This window comes from Oerskovia sp. NPDC060287 (assembly GCF_042726775.1).
Classification (GTDB): domain Bacteria; phylum Actinomycetota; class Actinomycetes; order Actinomycetales; family Cellulomonadaceae; genus Oerskovia; species Oerskovia merdavium.
Genome location: NZ_JBHXBO010000107.1, coordinates 1 through 14,076, shown reverse-complemented (window position 1 = coordinate 14,076; position 14,076 = coordinate 1). Strand labels below are relative to the sequence as shown.

Below are 14,076 nucleotides of genomic sequence, written 5' to 3'. Positions count from 1 at the left end.
GCACGACGAGGACGCGACGTGTCAGTCGGCGAGCGTGAAGCCGGTCGTCCACTGGGTCGCGCCGGAGCCGGCCAGCGTCATCTGGACGAAGCCGAGGGCCTCGAGCTCGCGAGCGCGCTTGAGCGAGCCGGCGTCGACGCCCTTGAGGCCGCCCGCACGGACCAGCTCGACGAGCGTGCTCTTGGCGTCGTTGTCGTCGCCCGCGACGAGGACGGTCGCGGTCTGGTCGGCGACCTGTCCGCTCGCGAGGGTCGAGGCGAAGTTGGTGTTGAACGCCTTGAGGACCTTGGCCGTCGGGGCGAGCGCGGCGATCTCGGCGGCGGCCGAGGAGTCGGCGGGCACCACGAGCGAGTCGAACGTCGCGAAGTCGACGGGGTTGGTCGGGTCGACGAGGACCTTGCCGTCGAGGCGGCCCGTGTACTGCGCGAGGACCTCGGGCACGGCGGGGAAGGGGAGGGCGAGGACCACGAGCTCGCCCGTGATCTCGTCGCCCACGACGCCCGAGGTGAACGACGCGCCCGAGCCGAGCGCCGCGGCCTTCTCGGCGTCGCGCGCCAGGACCTGGACCTGCGCGCCGGCGTCGAGGCCGATGCGCGCCACGCCTGCTGCGATGTTCCCTGCGCCGATGATCGTGATGCTGGTCATGTAGTCCTCCGGGGCTGCGACGCCGACCGGGGCCGACGTGATTGGTTGTTGATACAACTAACGTAGACCCGCTTAGTTGTCGTGTCAACCATTGCCGCTAGACTGGTCCCATGACCGACGACGTGCGATGGCTCTCCCCCCGCGAGCTGCGGACCTGGATGCGCCTCCAGGCCGTCTCCGAGCTCCTCCCGGGCGTGCTCGACGCCCAGCTCCAGCGCGACGCCCAGCTGACCCACTTCGAGTACCTCGTGCTCGCGATGCTCTCGGAGGCCGACGACCACACGCTGCGCATGACGGACCTCGCGCTCAAGACCAACGCGACGCTCCCTCGCCTGTCCCACGTGGTGAAGCGGCTCGAGGGGCGCGGCTACGTCGAGCGCGTCCCGTGCCCGACCGACAAGCGGGCGACGCTCGCGGTCCTGACCGACGCCGGGTGGGACAAGGTCGTCGCGACGGCCCCGGGCCACGTCGACACCGTGCGCGAGCACATCATCGACCGCCTCACCCCCGAGCAGGTCGAGCAGCTCGACGGGATCGCCCGGGCGATCCTCGAGTCCCTCGACACCGAGGGCCGGCTCGACGCGCTCCACCTCCCCGAGGACTAGCGCGGTGTGACGCGACCCACCGTCTCACCGGACGTCCCGCCTATGTCTCACCGCGTGGGACCGGCGTAGAGTCGTCCTCCGGCGAGTCCCGGCAGCACGCGTCACCCGCGGCGGCCCGGTACCGCCTCGTCACCCTCCTGACCCCGGAAGGTCCTCATGCGCCGCCTGAACGCCGTGCTGCCCGTCGCAGCCGTCTCGACCGCCCTGCTCCTCGCGGGCTGCTCGTCCGACACGTCGACCGACGCCGGGTCGTCCGGCGCCGCGACGCCCACGTGCGAGCCGGGCGCCCTGCCCACGCACACCGACGGCAAGCTGACCGTCGCCGCGGGCGAGGCGTACTCGCCCTGGTACATCGGCGAGCACGACAGCGGCGAGGGCTTCGAGTCCGCGCTCGTCTACGAGGTCGCCGACCAGCTCGGGTACGCCGAGGAAGACGTCGAGTGGGAGCTCGTGACGTTCGAGCAGATCGTCAGCCCCAGCATCAAGACCTTCGACTTCGCCGCGTGGCAGACGTCCATCTCGGACGAGCGGCGCAAGGCCGTCGACTTCTCGAGCCCCTACCTCACGACGCGCCAGGGCGTGATCGTGCAGGAGGCCGGCCCGTACGCCTCGGCCACGACGCTCGACGAGCTCAAGGACCTGCGCATCGGCGTCACGGCCGCCCAGACGAGCCTCACGCTCGCCAAGGCCGCGTTCGGCGACGACGCGAACCTCGTGCCGTTCAACGGTGCGGGCGACGGCATGACGGCCCTGCAGTCGGGCACGATCGACGTCATGATCATGGACGTCGACCAGGGCGTCGCGGCCTCGACCGAGTACTTCCCGGACTCCGTGGTCGTCGGGACGCTGCCGGACCAGGGCACGGTCGAGCAGTACGGCCTGGTCCTCGACCTCAACTCGACCCTCACCGAGTGCGTCTCGGCCGCGGTCGACGCGCTCGAGGCCGACGGCACGCTCGCCGAGCTGCGCACGACGTGGCTCAAGTCGGACGACATCCCCGAGCTGGGCTGAGATGAGCGAGGGCGCGTCGGGCGCCGCGCCGCAGGACGGCCCCGTGCCCGACGACGGCGCTCGCCCCGCGAGCGCGGGCTGGACCCCGTCGCCCCTCGCCCGGGCGAGGGACTCCTACCGGCGTGCGCGCCGCCGTCGGGCCGCGTGGGTGTCCGTCCTCTCGACCGTGGTCGTGGTCGCGGTCCTGTACGCCGTGGTGACCACGGCCCCCGGTTGGGAGCGCACGCGCGACGCGTTCTTCTCCCCGCAGAGCGCCTGGGACTCGCTGCCCGCGATCGCCGAGGGGCTGTGGCTCAACCTGCGGGTGTGGGTCGTGGCGTCGGTCGTCGGGATGGTGCTCGGCATGGCGCTCGCCGTGATCCGCACGAGCCGCATCCCGGCCCTGTTCCCGCTGCGCGCCTTCGCGGTCGCGTACGTCGACGTGTTCCGCGGCGTGCCGCTGCTGCTGGTCCTGCTGCTCGTCGGGTTCGGCTTGCCGGCCCTGCGCCTGGAGTGGTTGCCGACGTCGGGGGCCTTCCTCGGCGCGCTCGCCATCATCCTCACGTACACCGCGTACCTGGCCGAGGTGTTCCGCGCCGGGATCGAGTCGGTGCACCCCTCGCAGGTCTCGGCCGCGCGCTCGCTCGGCCTCACGCGCGCGCAGACGACCCGCAGGGTCGTGCTGCCCCAGGCCGTGCGGCACGTGACCGCGCCGCTCGCGAGCAACCTCGTCTCGCTCCAGAAGGACTCGGGGCTCATCTCGATCCTGGGCGCGGTGGACGCGATCCGGGCCGCGCAGATCGCGGCGTCGGGCAGCTACAACTTCACGCCCTACGTCGTGGCGGGCGTCCTGTTCCTGCTGGTCTCGATCCCGCTCACGCGCGTGGTCGACGTCTACTCGGCGCGTCAGGGCTGGCGCGGTTCGCTCGCGACCGTGAGCGGCGCGGGGGCCATCCGATGAGCCACCTGCTGTCCCTGCGGGGGATCCGCAAGACGTACGGCGAGCGCCTGGTGCTCGACGGGATCGACCTCGACGTCGACGAGCACCGCTGCGTCGTGCTCGTCGGGGCGTCGGGCTCGGGGAAGTCGACGCTGCTGCGCGTCGTGAACCTGCTCGAGGAGATCGACGACGGCGAGATCCTGCTCGACGGGCAGGACGTGGCCGACCCACGCCTCGACGCGAACGCCGTCCGGGCGCGCATGGGCCTGGTCTTCCAGTCGTACAACCTGTTCCCGCACATGAAGGTCATGGACAACGTGACCCTCGCCCCGCGCCTCGTGCACAAGCGGGACCGCGCCGAGGCCGAGGCCGCGGCCGAGGCCATGCTGCGTCGCGTGGGCCTCGCGCACCGCATGACGGCCTACCCCGACCAGCTCAGCGGGGGCGAGCAGCAGCGGGCCGCGATCGCGCGGGCGCTCGTGTCCTCGCCCGAGCTCCTGCTGCTCGACGAGGTCACCTCGGCGCTCGACCCCGAGCTCGTGGGCGAGGTCCTCGACCTGCTCGCGGACCTGCGGGCCGAGGGCGTGACGATGCTCGTCGCGACCCACGAGATGGGCTTCGCGCGCGAGGTCGCCGACGAGGTCTGCTTCCTGCACCAGGGCCGCGTGCACGAGCGCGGCACGCCCGAGCAGGTCCTGGGCGACCCGCAGCGCGAGCGGACCCGGGAGTTCCTGCGCCGGCTGCGCTGAGGTCGGCACGACGGGGCGCCGTCGGCCCGGTCGCCTCCGCCGGGGGCCCGCCCTTTCGTGCGCGGCGCGCGGCGCGCATGATGGAAGCAGGTCCCTCAGCGAGGAGGCACGTCATGAAGGCAGCGGTGGGAGACAGGATCATCCGGGCCTCGGGGGTGGTGGGCGGTGCCGTCCGGGACGGCATGGTCGTCGAGGTCCAGCACGAGGACGGTTCGCCGCCCTTCCTGGTCGAGTGGGCCGACACGGGCGAACGGACGCTGGTCTACCCGGGGCCGGACACCCTGGTCCGCGCCCCCGTCGAGGGGGCCGTCGCGCACGAGGTCACGGTCCCGGTGCACTCGAAGTCCTGGCACGTCCAGGTGAGCCTCGTGGAGAGCGAAGGACGCACGACGGCGGAGGCCATCCTGGTCGGTGACGTGCCCTCCGAGCTCCACGCCACGGGCAGGGCGCGCAAGGACCCCGGCGACGCCGAGATCGAGGCGATCGGCGACCACGTCGCCGCCGCGCGCGCGCTGCGTGCGCTCGCCGACCGGCTGCTCGGCATCGCGGAGTCCGAGATCGAGGGCTCCACGGGGGTGCCTGCGCACGTGCACCACTGAACCGCCGCGGGCTGCATCAGCCCGCGGAGCGCGGGGCTCCCTCCCGGTAGGCCCGCCGACGGCGGCGGGGTGGTTCGAGGAGGAGCCATGAAACGCCTGGTGCTCTGCTGCGACGGGACCTGGAACTCCCCGGTCCGGGCGAGCGTGTCGAACATCGAGAAGATCGCCCGCTCGGTCCACACGGGGATCGGGCCGGACGGGGTCCAGCAGATGGTGTTCTCGGTCGAGGGGGTCGGCGCGCGCGGGTACCGCGTGGACGCGCTGCTCGGCGGGGCGTTCGGCTACGGGCTCAGCCGCAACGTCGTGGCCGGGTACCGGGACCTCGCGCTCAACTACGAGCCCGACGACGAGATCTACGTGTTCGGGTTCAGCCGCGGGGCGTACACGGCCCGCAGCGTCGCGGGCATGATCGCGAGCGTCGGGCTGCTGACCGCAGACGCGCTCGCGGACCGGCGGGCGGGCAACCTCCTGGCGGAGGCCGAGGCGCTCTACCGCGACCGGACACCGGCACGCAAGGCCAAGGCCTCCCGGTTCCGGGAGCAGCACTGCTACCCGCAGGTGCCCCTCACGTTCCTCGGGGTCTTCGACACGGTCGGCGCGCTGGGCGTCCCGGGGATCACGCGGCGGCGGTCCCGGTTCCACGACGTGCGTCTCTCGGGCGCGGTCCAGTGCGCGCGCCAGGCGCTCGCGATCGACGAGCGCAGGCTCACGTTCGAGCCCTGCCTGTGGGACGTCCCGGCCGACGACGACCGACCGGGCGGCGTCAAGCAGGTCTGGTTCCCGGGCGGCCACAGCGACGTCGGGGGAGGGACCGCCTCGCCGGGGCTGTCCGACGTCGCGCTCCTGTGGATGATGGGCGAGGCTGCGGCGTGCGGCCTGACGTTCCACCCCGACCGGGTCCTCGCGCAGCTCGGCGACGACCCCGAGCTGGTCTGCCGCTTCACCCCTGGTCCGGTGTACCGCCTCCTCAACGTCGTCAAGAGGTGGCGCCACCGCCCGCGATTCCGCGGCACGCGCCGCCTGCTGGCGGGTGTGCCGCTCGACGACGGGTTCGTCGACGACGTCCTGCTGTCCGACCTCGCGCTCGCCCTGACCGCCGATCCCACGTCCGTGTACGGCAGGCACGCGGTGAACGTCGCCTGGTGGAAGGAGACGGCGGGCACGGGGCTCGCGGTCGAGCCCGTCCCGCTCCTGAACGACCGCCCCCGCCCGCTCGTCCTGGCGTGACGGACGGCACCGCGACGCGGCCCTGGCTAGCCTGGAGGTGGTGACGCGCCGCGCCGCCGGTCGGGTGTCGCCCGCGAGGGCGCTCGCGGGAGGAGCGGGACATGGCATGGCTGGACGCGATCGGAGACCTCAACTGGTGGGCGGTGCTCGTCGCGACCGCCTCGACGTTCCTCGTGGGCTTCGTCTTCTACGCGAGCGGGGCGCTGGGCAAGCGCTGGGCCGGGCTCGTCGGCCTGACGGAGGAGGAGATGAGCAGCAGCGCGGGCGCCGGTCCACGGTTCGCGGCCACGGGGGTCGCCTCGCTCCTCACGGCGATCCTCCTCGGGGCCCTGATCCTGGCGACGGGTGTCGACGGGCTGTGGGAGGGGTTGTTGTTCGGCGCGGTCATCGGGCTGGTCTTCCGGGCAGGAGCCCACGTGATCCACAACGGGTTCGCGCACCTGCCGACCCAGCTCACCGTGATCGACGGGGTGCACGACGTGATCGCGCTCGCGGTCATGGGCGCGATCCTCGGGGTCTGGCAGTAGTGGCGGGCGGGGAGGTCCCGTCGGTCTCCGCGGCCCGCGCCGTCGTGCACGGGCACGTGCAGGGCGTCGGGTTCCGGTACGCGACGACCCGTCGGGCGGCCGAGCTGGGCCTCGTCTGCGAGGCCCGGAACCTGCCCGACGGGACCGTGCTCGTCACGGCGCGCGGAGCGGCGGCCGACGTCGAGGTCCTGGTCGACTGGCTGCGCAGCGGCAGGACGCCCGGCCGGGTGACGGGCGTCGACGTGCAGCCGATGTGATGCTGGGGCACATGACCTCCGCACCGGGCACCCCCGCCGCACCGCGCACCACCGACCTCGTCCCGGCCGACGCCCACGTGTTCGGGAACCCCGACGCCCCCGTGACGATCGTCGAGTTCGGGGACTTCGAGTGCCCCTACTGTCATGACGCCGCGCCCGTCCTGCGCACGGTCGTCGAGGAGTCGGGCGGCCAGGTCCGGCTCGTCTTCCGCCACTTCCCGCTCTTCGAGGTCCACCCGTACGCGCTCACGGCGGCGCTCGCGGCCGAGGCGGCGGGGGCGCGCGGGCGGTTCTGGGACATGCACGACCTCCTGTTCGCCCACCAGGACCGGCTCGACGACGCCGGTCTCTCGCACTGGGCGCAGAAGCTCGGCCTGGACGGTGCCAGCGTGGTCGGTGACGCGGCCCAGCGGTTCGGAGACGTCGTGGAGCGCGACTACCTCGCCGGCTCTGCGGCGGGGGTGCGCGGGACGCCGACGGTCTACGTCGAGGGCGTGAGGTACCGCGGACGCGTGACAGAGGCCGGCCTGCGCGCGGCGGTCGCCGCGGCGACCGTCCCGGCGAGCCGCACCGCCCCGGACGGGGCCTGAGGCCCGCACCGACGCGGTCGGGCGTCACGCACCGGCTCCGCCCTGCGGGTCCCGTGACGTCTCGGCGGCCTCCGGCGCCCGCCACGGCCGCGGTGGGAGCCCGGGTGGGGGACCGGGCGACTCGGGCGAGCACAGCGGGAGACGTTCGCCCAGGATCCGCAGCGTCACCGACCCGGCCACGGCCGCGACCAGCGAGCCCGCGAGGATCCCGATCTTCGCCTGCTCGATCAGCGCCTCGTCGTCGAACGCGAGCTCGGCGATGAACAGCGAGATGGTGAACCCGATCCCGGCGAGCATCGCACCGCCCAGGAGGTGCGAGTAGCGCACCCGACCGGGCAGGTCGCCCAGGTTCAGCCGCAGTGCGAGGGCGGAGGCGCCGAAGATCCCGACGGCGTTGCCCACCACGAGCGCGACCGCGACGCCGATCGTGAGGCGGGACGTCATCGCGGCCGACAACGACTCGGCGTCCAGGTGCACGCCCGCGTTGGCCAGCCCGAACACGGGGACCACGACGTACGCGCTCCACGGGTGCAGGATGCGCTGGAGACGGTCGCTCGCGGGGACCGCTGCGCGCGCGGCGAGCTCGGTCAGGTGCTCGCGCTCCGCCGTCGTCTCCTCGCGCAGCCGTTGGGCGTACCCCGGGACGTCGTCGACCTGGTCGCGACGCGACCGCCGCGACGGGACGAGCAGCCCGACGAGCACGCCCGCGAGCGTCGCGTGGACCCCCGAGGAATAGACCGCGAGCCACAGCGCCAGGCCCACGCCCACGTAGGGCGCGAGGCGCCAGACGCCGAGCCAGCGCATCACGAGCAGCGCGACCACGAGCGCGCCCGCGATGCCCAGCCCGGGCAGCCACACGCCGTCGTTGTAGAACACGGCCATGACGGTGATGGCGCCGATGTCGTCCACGACCGCGAGCGTCAGCAGGAACAGGCGCAGCCGGTCGGGGCAGCGCGGGCCGAACAGCGCGAGGACCCCGACGAGGAACGCGGTGTCGGTCGACATGACCACGCCCCAGCCGTGCTGCGCGTCGGTACCCGCGTTGAAGGCCAGGTAGACGAGCGCGGGGACCAGCAGCCCGCCCAGCGCACCGAGCGCCGGGACCGCGACCGTCCGACGGTTGCGGAGCTCGCCGCTCGTGACCTCGCGGTTGATCTCGAGGCCGATCACGAGGAAGAAGATCGCCATGGCGGCGTCGTTGACCCAGTGGTGCAGGTCCATGTCGAGCGACCACTCGCCCAGGTGCATCCCGGCCGTGGTGGCCCACAGGTCGTCGTACGCGGCCGACCACGGCGAGTTCGCCCACACGAGCGCGATCACGGTCGCTGCGAGCAGCAGCACCGCGCCGCCGGCCTCGGTCGCGAGGAACTGCCGGACGGCCGGGGCGACGGGGCGCACGGGGAAGCGCAGCGGCGGACCCGGTCGCTGGTCGAGCGTCGGGAGGAGCGGACGGGCGCCGGGCTGGGCCGGCGGGACCGGGGGAGTGGACGTCACCGCTCCAAGGTCGCAGCGCGGGGCGCCCGGCGCAACGGGTGCCCGCCCGGGCGAACCCCGGCGGGTGCGGCCGGTGTGCGCCCACGGGCCGGCCGGGTGCGGCCCGCAGCCCCGGGCGTGAAAGGCTGGGTCACGTGCCGTCCCGCTGCGGGCGGGCGGTCCGGCAGGTGAGGAGCAGAAGTGACGGCAGAGCAGGCTGCGACGAGCAACGAGGGATCCGCCGGGCCGACGACGTCGCTCCCGGCCGAGCGCTCCGGCGCGTCCAGGGCAGGGCGCCGGCAGGCGGCGAGCAGCGCCCGCCCGGACGTGGGCAGGGTGAGCGTCGAGCGGCACCGCCGCGAGGTCGAGGCGCTCGTCGGCGCCGCGCTCACGGCGCGCGGCTCCGAGCGGGTGGCGCTCGCCGACGCGCTGGACCGGGTGCTCGCCGTGGATCTCGTCGCCCCCGTGGATCTCCCGGGGTTCCGCAGCTCCCAGATGGACGGGTACGCGGTGCGGGCGGCAGACGTCGCCGGGGCCGCGAGCGCGTCCCCCGTGGTCCTTCCCGTCGTGGCGGAGATCCCGGCCGGGCCGGGCGTGCCCGCGGTGCTCGCCGCGCGGACCGCGGCCCGGATCATGACGGGCGCCGTCGTGCCCGAGGGGAGCGACGCCGTCGTGCCCGTCGAGGACACCGACGCCGCGCGCTTCGGTGCGCGCTCGACGAGCGCGGCGCGAGGGACCCTCGGGAACCAGGTCGGCGTGCTCGTGCCGCGCGCGGTCGGGGAGTTCGTGCGGGACGTCGGGACCGACGTCCGTGCCGGCGACCTGGTCCTGCCCGCCGGGACGCTCCTGGGACCGCAGCACCTGGCCGCCGCCGCGTCGTGCGGCGTGCCCGGGCTGGACGTGCTGGCGCCCGTGCGGGTCGCGGTCGTCTCGACCGGCACCGAGGTCGTCGAGCCGGGGCAGGTTGCCGCGACGGGTCAGGTCTACGACGCGAACCTCACCGGGCTGTCGGCCGCCGCACGGCGGGCAGGAGCCGTCGTGACCCTGGCCGAGCGCACCGGGGACGACCCGGCCGAGCTCTCGGCCGTGCTCGAACGGGCTGCCGCCGAGGCGGACCTGGTCCTCACGTCGGGCGGCGTGAGCCAAGGAGCGTACGAGGTCGTCAAGGACACGCTGGGCGAGGGGGTGACCTTCCGGTCCGTCGCGATGCAGCCCGGCGGGCCGCAGGGCTTCGGCACGGTCCACGGGACCCCCGTCCTGACCTTCCCCGGCAACCCCGTGAGCGCCCAGGTCTCGTTCGTGGTGTTCGCGCGTGACGTCCTGGAGCGAGCCGCGGGGCGCCCGCCCCGCGACGAGGAGGACCGCAGGACCGTCGAGGTGATCGACTCGCCACCGGGCAAGCGGCAGATGCTGCGCGGCCGCACGGGCCCCGACGGCAGCGTCCGCGTCGTGGGTGGCGCGGGCTCGCACCTCGTGGCCACCATGGCCTCGGCCGACGTGCTGGTCGAGGTTCCCGAGGGCGTCGGGCACCTCGAGGCGGGCGAGCAGGTACGGGTCGTGCGGCTGTGAGCGCGGCGGACGGGGTGAGTGCGGTGGACGGGACGGCCGGCAGCGGCGGGGCGATCGAGGGAGACCAGCGGGTGGCACGAGACGGGAAGCAGCACGAGGGTGCGTCGGTCGCCGACGGGCCGGGCGGAGAGCAGTGGGTCAGCGATGGTGCGGCCGGTGCGGCCGGTGCGGCCGGTGCGGCCGGTGCGGCCGGTGCGGCCGGTGCGGCCGGTGCTGCCGGCGCAACCGGCACAGTCGCGCTCGACGTGTCTCGCGTGACGAAGGACGCGCTCGACGACGCCGTGGTGCGCGCCGTGGAAGGCGCCGTGTCCTCGCGCGAGTGCGGCGCCGTCGTGACCTTCCGTGGGGTCGTGCGTGACGTCGACGCCGGGCGCGACGTCACGGGCCTCGACTACGAGGCGCACCCCGACGCGACCGAGGTGCTCCGGCGGTGCTGCGCGGCGGTCTCGGCCGAGACGGGCCTGCGCGTCGCGGCGGTCCACCGGTACGGCGTGCTGACGATCGGGGACGTCGCGCTCGTCGCGAGCGTCGCCTCGGGGCACCGGGCCGAGGCGTTCGCGGCCTGCTCGCTGCTCGTCGAGCGCATCAAGGCCGAGGTGCCGATCTGGAAGCGGCAGCACTTCACCGACGGCGACTCGGAGTGGGTCGGGCTGTAGACGCCCGCGCCGGGAGGAGTGGCGGCTCCGAGGTCAGTCGCGGGGGTTGTCCTTGAGCAGGCCGAACCCGATGCCGACGAGGGCGCCCAGGATCAGGCCGGGCCCCGCGAGCAGGAGCGTGCCCGCCACGGTGCCGATCAGGGTTCCCAGCACCGTGCTCGGACCCGCGGTGAGACGGCTCGGTCCGGGACGGTGGACCGGGAGGGCGTCGGTCCGGGGGGCGGGCTCAGGGGTGGTGGTGATGTCGCTGGGACGTTCGAGGAGTGCCACCCCTCCATGGTAGGTCTGGCGGGGTCTCTCGGCCGGGTGCCGCGAGGCTCGTCGGGCGGGATCACCCGATGACCTTGGACACGTTCTGCGAGGTGGTCGACGCGAGGGTCGGGGCCCGTCGCCCGTCACGCCCGACGGGTGCTCAGCCCCCGATCGCACCCATGCTGCGCTCGGTGCGGGCGAAGGCCTCGGGGTCGTCGGCCGGGCCGCCGACGGCCCCGGTGTCGGGGGCGCCACGATCGAGACCGTGCGCGAACGGCTTGGCCCACATGGCCGCCTGCCAGGCCGCGACGATCTGCGCGTCGGACGCTCCGCCGTCGGGCACGCGCGTCCCTGTCGCACCGGCCGAGCCGGTGGCGCCCCCCGACCGCAGGAGAGCGCGCAGGTCCACCTCCTCGTTGCCGAACAGGCACGAGCGCACGGTCCCCTCCGCGGTGAGCCGGGTCCGGTCGCAGTCCCCGCAGAACGAGCGCGTGACCGAGGCGATGATCCCGACCGTGGCGGGACCGCCGTCGACGGCCCACTCCTCGGCGGGGGCCGAGGGATCCTCCCGGCCCACGGGCGTCAGGTCGAAGCGTTCGCCGAGGACGTCGAGCAGGCGCTCGGCCGAGACCAGCTGGGCGCGGTCCCAGTTCTGGTCGGCGTCCAGAGGCATCTGCTCGATGAAGCGCAGCCGGCACCCGTGCTCGACGGCCCATGCGAGCAGGTCGGCCGCTCCCGCGAGGGTCTCGGGCATGAGGACCGCGTTGAGCTTGACGGGCGACAGGCCCGCGTCGAGCGCGGCCCGGATCCCCGCGAGCACCTGGGGCAGCCGGTCGCGGCGCGTGAGCTCGGCGAAGTGCCGGCGGTCGATGCTGTCGAGCGACACGTTGACGCGGTCCAGCCCGGCGTCGACCAGCTCGCCGACCCGCTTGTCGAGGCCGATCGCGTTGGTCGTCATCGAGATCCGCACCCCTGGCGCCGCGGCGCGGGAGCGACGCACGATCTCGGCGAGGTCGGGGCGCATGAGCGGCTCTCCGCCCGTGAACCGCACGTCGCGGATGCCCAGGCGGTAGCCGATCCCCACGAGCCGCCCGATCTCGGCCGGGGTCAGCAGGTCGTCGCGGGGGATCGCGGGGAGCCCCTCTGCGGGCATGCAGTACGTGCAGCGCAACGAGCACTTCTCGGTCACGGAGACCCGCAGGTCGTGCGCGACGCGGCCGTAGCGGTCGACGAGCGCGTCGGTGTCCGGGCGCCCCAGGGTGCTCGGCGCCCCGGCAGGACGCACGCGGGGCAGCCCGAGAGCGACGGCAGTCATGATCGCGAGTCTACGCAGCGGCGGGCGGTCGGGCGGGGGCTGTCCGGCGCCGAGTGCATGGTTCGGCTGCGACTCGCCGGGCGTGTCGCTGCACGACCATGCACTCGACGGATCGACGGATCGACGGATCGACGGATCGACGGGTCGACGGGTCGACGGGTCGGCCGATCGGCTGCGCCCGGGGCGGCAGGAGGGGCGCCGCTACCGGGCGGCGCGGGCGTCGTACGCCTGCTGGGCGGCGACGACCTGGGGGACCGCGCCCTCGAGCACGTCGAGGAGGCCGACGAGCTGGTCCGCCACGACCCGGCCGAGGTCGGTGAGCGAGTACTCGACGTGCGGGGGGATGGTCGCGCGGACCTCGCGCACCACGAGTCCGTCGCGCTCGAGCCCCTGGAGCGTCTGGGCGAGCATCTTCTCGCTCACGCCGTCGATGCGCCGGCGCAGCGCGTTGAAGCGCACCGCGCCGTCGCGCAGCCCCGCGACGGTCAGGACGCCCCAGCGCCCGGTCACGGCCTCGAGGGCGTGGCGGGACGTGCAGCCGCGCTGGAACACGTCGGCGATCATCTCGTCGGACGGTCCCGTGGTCTCGGGGGTGGGCTGGAGGTCGGTCACGAGGACAGCCTAGCGTGCAGGCGGATCGCAAGCACTGTGACATAGAACGCACTGTCGGAAGGATTGCACTTACGAAAAGTTAGTGCCAGGCTGTCGCGGTACCCACCACCCCTTCAGGAGGACCACATGATCGCCGTCACCGCAGCCACCGGACACCTCGGACACCTCGTCGTCGAATCGCTCCTCGAGCGCGGCGTCGCCCCCGAGCAGATCGTCGCCGCCGTCCGCACCCCGGCCAAGGCTGCCGACCTCGCCGAGCGCGGCGTCCTCGTCCGTGAGGCCGACTACTCGCGCCCCGACACCCTCGCGACCGCCCTCGAGGGTGTCGACGTCGTCCTCCTCGTCTCGGGCTCGGAGGTGGGGCAGCGCGTCCAGCAGCACGCGAACGTGGTCGAGGCGGCCAAGGCTGCCGGCGTCCGCCACCTCGTCTACACGAGCGCCCCGCAGGCCACCACGTCCGCGCTGGTCCTCGCGCCCGAGCACAAGGCCACCGAGGAGCTCATCGCGGCATCGGGTCTGACCGCGACGATCCTGCGCAACGGCTGGTACACCGAGAACTACGTCGGCAACGTCGAGCAGGCGCGCGAGACGGGCGTCCTGCTCGGGAGCGTCGGCGACGGCCTCGTCGCGTCGGCGAGCCGCAAGGACTATGCCGAGGCTGCTGCCGTCGTCCTCGCCGCGGCCGACGCCGACCCCTCGCTCGAGGGTGCCGTCTACGAGCTCTCGGGCGACGTCGCGTGGGACCACTCGTTCCTGGCCGCGACCATCGGCGAGATCGTCGGGCGCGAGGTCGTCTACCAGGACGTGACCCCCGAGGCGCACGTCCAGGCCCTGCTGGACGCGGGTCTCGACGAGGGGACCGCGGGCTTCGTGGTCGCCCTCGACGGCAACACGCGCGACGGTCTGCTCTCCGCGACGTCGGGCGAGCTGTCGCGCCTCATCGGGCGCCCGACGACGCCGCTCGCCGAGGGCCTGCGGGCCGCGGTGGGCGTGACGTCGGCCGCATGACGCCGGTCTGATCCCGCCCTCGCCGAGTGCATGATTGCGCTGCGACACGCCCGGCGTGTCGC

17 protein-coding genes are annotated in these 14,076 nt (G+C 74.0%); 12 read left to right on the top strand and 5 right to left on the bottom strand.

All coding sequences use genetic code 11. The features are described from left to right. Positions 1 to 21: 21 nt before the first annotated feature. On the bottom strand, positions 22 to 645 hold the full coding sequence (locus ACFWFR_RS11100) for an NADPH-dependent F420 reductase (protein WP_377622999.1): 624 nt from the start codon (positions 643 to 645) through the stop codon (positions 22 to 24). A 110-nt stretch (positions 646 to 755) separates the two neighbouring features. Here ACFWFR_RS11100 and ACFWFR_RS11095 point away from each other — a divergent pair, with 110 nt between their 5' ends. From ACFWFR_RS11095 to ACFWFR_RS11055, 9 genes are all read left to right on the top strand, one after another. Beyond that, a complete protein-coding gene (locus ACFWFR_RS11095) occupies positions 756 to 1,250 on the top strand; it encodes a MarR family winged helix-turn-helix transcriptional regulator (protein WP_191802854.1) in 495 nt (164 codons plus the stop codon). Positions 1,251 to 1,406: 156 nt separating this feature from the next. Continuing rightward, positions 1,407 to 2,261 carry a transporter substrate-binding domain-containing protein gene (locus ACFWFR_RS11090; protein ID WP_377622998.1) on the top strand — a complete coding sequence of 285 codons (855 nt, stop codon included), beginning with the start codon at positions 1,407 to 1,409 and terminating at the stop codon, positions 2,259 to 2,261. Between the two features lies 1 nt (position 2,262). Further along, positions 2,263 to 3,201, top strand: a complete 939-nt coding sequence (locus ACFWFR_RS11085; RefSeq protein WP_377622997.1) for an amino acid ABC transporter permease — start codon at positions 2,263 to 2,265, stop codon at positions 3,199 to 3,201. Continuing rightward, on the top strand, positions 3,198 to 3,929 hold the full coding sequence (locus tag ACFWFR_RS11080) for an amino acid ABC transporter ATP-binding protein (RefSeq protein ID WP_191802860.1): 732 nt from the start codon (positions 3,198 to 3,200) through the stop codon (positions 3,927 to 3,929). The genes ACFWFR_RS11085 and ACFWFR_RS11080 overlap by 4 nt, the downstream gene beginning before the upstream one ends. Positions 3,930 to 4,042: 113 nt before the next feature. Beyond that, positions 4,043 to 4,528, top strand: coding sequence for a dsRBD fold-containing protein (locus ACFWFR_RS11075; RefSeq protein WP_191802862.1), 486 nt, complete (start codon positions 4,043 to 4,045; stop codon positions 4,526 to 4,528). 87 nt (positions 4,529 to 4,615) lie between these two features. Continuing rightward, positions 4,616 to 5,755 carry a DUF2235 domain-containing protein gene (locus ACFWFR_RS11070; RefSeq protein WP_377622996.1) on the top strand — a complete coding sequence of 380 codons (1,140 nt, stop codon included), beginning with the start codon at positions 4,616 to 4,618 and terminating at the stop codon, positions 5,753 to 5,755. Between the two features lie 101 nt (positions 5,756 to 5,856). Further along, the gene (locus ACFWFR_RS11065) at positions 5,857 to 6,282 is read left to right on the top strand and encodes a DUF1761 domain-containing protein (RefSeq protein WP_191802866.1); all 426 of its coding nucleotides are present in this window, start codon (positions 5,857 to 5,859) and stop codon (positions 6,280 to 6,282) included. Beyond that, a complete protein-coding gene (locus ACFWFR_RS11060) occupies positions 6,282 to 6,539 on the top strand; it encodes an acylphosphatase (protein WP_377622995.1) in 258 nt (85 codons plus the stop codon). The genes ACFWFR_RS11065 and ACFWFR_RS11060 overlap by 1 nt, the downstream gene beginning before the upstream one ends. A gap of 11 nt (positions 6,540 to 6,550) precedes the next feature. After that, entirely contained in the window at positions 6,551 to 7,129 is a 579-nt protein-coding gene (locus ACFWFR_RS11055) for a DsbA family protein (protein WP_377622994.1), read from the top strand. A 24-nt stretch (positions 7,130 to 7,153) separates the two neighbouring features. Here ACFWFR_RS11055 and nhaA read toward each other — a convergent pair whose 3' ends face one another. Next, positions 7,154 to 8,623 carry a Na+/H+ antiporter NhaA gene (gene nhaA, locus ACFWFR_RS11050; protein ID WP_191802870.1) on the bottom strand — a complete coding sequence of 490 codons (1,470 nt, stop codon included), beginning with the start codon at positions 8,621 to 8,623 and terminating at the stop codon, positions 7,154 to 7,156. Between the two features lie 180 nt (positions 8,624 to 8,803). On the opposite strand from nhaA, the gene glp reads away from it, so the two are divergent. Both glp and ACFWFR_RS11040 read left to right on the top strand, forming a co-directional pair. Beyond that, positions 8,804 to 10,171 (top strand): gephyrin-like molybdotransferase Glp, encoded by a 1,368-nt coding sequence (gene glp, locus ACFWFR_RS11045; protein WP_377622993.1) that lies wholly within the window; start codon positions 8,804 to 8,806, stop codon positions 10,169 to 10,171. A gap of 71 nt (positions 10,172 to 10,242) precedes the next feature. Further along, positions 10,243 to 10,827: a molybdenum cofactor biosynthesis protein MoaE gene (locus tag ACFWFR_RS11040; protein ID WP_377622992.1), complete on the top strand. Its 585-nt coding sequence runs from the start codon at positions 10,243 to 10,245 to the stop codon at positions 10,825 to 10,827. Positions 10,828 to 10,860: 33 nt separating this feature from the next. On the opposite strand, the gene ACFWFR_RS11035 is transcribed toward ACFWFR_RS11040, so the two are convergent. From ACFWFR_RS11035 to ACFWFR_RS11025, 3 genes are all read right to left on the bottom strand, one after another. Next, positions 10,861 to 11,097: a hypothetical protein gene (locus ACFWFR_RS11035; RefSeq protein ID WP_191802872.1), complete on the bottom strand. Its 237-nt coding sequence runs from the start codon at positions 11,095 to 11,097 to the stop codon at positions 10,861 to 10,863. A 142-nt stretch (positions 11,098 to 11,239) separates the two neighbouring features. Continuing rightward, positions 11,240 to 12,394 carry a GTP 3',8-cyclase MoaA gene (gene moaA, locus ACFWFR_RS11030; protein WP_377622991.1) on the bottom strand — a complete coding sequence of 385 codons (1,155 nt, stop codon included), beginning with the start codon at positions 12,392 to 12,394 and terminating at the stop codon, positions 11,240 to 11,242. Positions 12,395 to 12,595: 201 nt separating this feature from the next. Continuing rightward, on the bottom strand, positions 12,596 to 13,006 hold the full coding sequence (locus ACFWFR_RS11025; protein WP_318244473.1) for a helix-turn-helix domain-containing protein: 411 nt from the start codon (positions 13,004 to 13,006) through the stop codon (positions 12,596 to 12,598). 126 nt (positions 13,007 to 13,132) lie between these two features. Between ACFWFR_RS11025 and ACFWFR_RS11020 the strand changes: the two genes are divergently transcribed. Beyond that, complete coding sequence (locus tag ACFWFR_RS11020; protein WP_377622990.1) at positions 13,133 to 14,014, top strand: SDR family oxidoreductase; 882 nt, start codon at positions 13,133 to 13,135, stop codon at positions 14,012 to 14,014. Positions 14,015 to 14,076: the final 62 nt, after the last annotated feature.

What these genes read in the sequence shown, in the direction of transcription:
- ACFWFR_RS11100 (WP_377622999.1), bottom strand. Translation starts at nt 645, where the DNA reads ATGACCAGCATCACGATCATCGGCGCAGGGAACATCGCAGCAGGCGTG.
- ACFWFR_RS11095 (WP_191802854.1), top strand. Translation starts at nt 756, where the DNA reads ATGACCGACGACGTGCGATGGCTCTCCCCCCGCGAGCTGCGGACCTGG.
- ACFWFR_RS11090 (WP_377622998.1), top strand. Translation starts at nt 1,407, where the DNA reads ATGCGCCGCCTGAACGCCGTGCTGCCCGTCGCAGCCGTCTCGACCGCC.
- ACFWFR_RS11085 (WP_377622997.1), top strand. Translation starts at nt 2,263, where the DNA reads ATGAGCGAGGGCGCGTCGGGCGCCGCGCCGCAGGACGGCCCCGTGCCC.
- ACFWFR_RS11080 (WP_191802860.1), top strand. Translation starts at nt 3,198, where the DNA reads ATGAGCCACCTGCTGTCCCTGCGGGGGATCCGCAAGACGTACGGCGAG.
- ACFWFR_RS11075 (WP_191802862.1), top strand. Translation starts at nt 4,043, where the DNA reads ATGAAGGCAGCGGTGGGAGACAGGATCATCCGGGCCTCGGGGGTGGTG.
- ACFWFR_RS11070 (WP_377622996.1), top strand. Translation starts at nt 4,616, where the DNA reads ATGAAACGCCTGGTGCTCTGCTGCGACGGGACCTGGAACTCCCCGGTC.
- ACFWFR_RS11065 (WP_191802866.1), top strand. Translation starts at nt 5,857, where the DNA reads ATGGCATGGCTGGACGCGATCGGAGACCTCAACTGGTGGGCGGTGCTC.
- ACFWFR_RS11055 (WP_377622994.1), top strand. Translation starts at nt 6,551, where the DNA reads ATGACCTCCGCACCGGGCACCCCCGCCGCACCGCGCACCACCGACCTC.
- moaA (WP_377622991.1), bottom strand. Translation starts at nt 12,394, where the DNA reads ATGACTGCCGTCGCTCTCGGGCTGCCCCGCGTGCGTCCTGCCGGGGCG.
- ACFWFR_RS11020 (WP_377622990.1), top strand. Translation starts at nt 13,133, where the DNA reads ATGATCGCCGTCACCGCAGCCACCGGACACCTCGGACACCTCGTCGTC.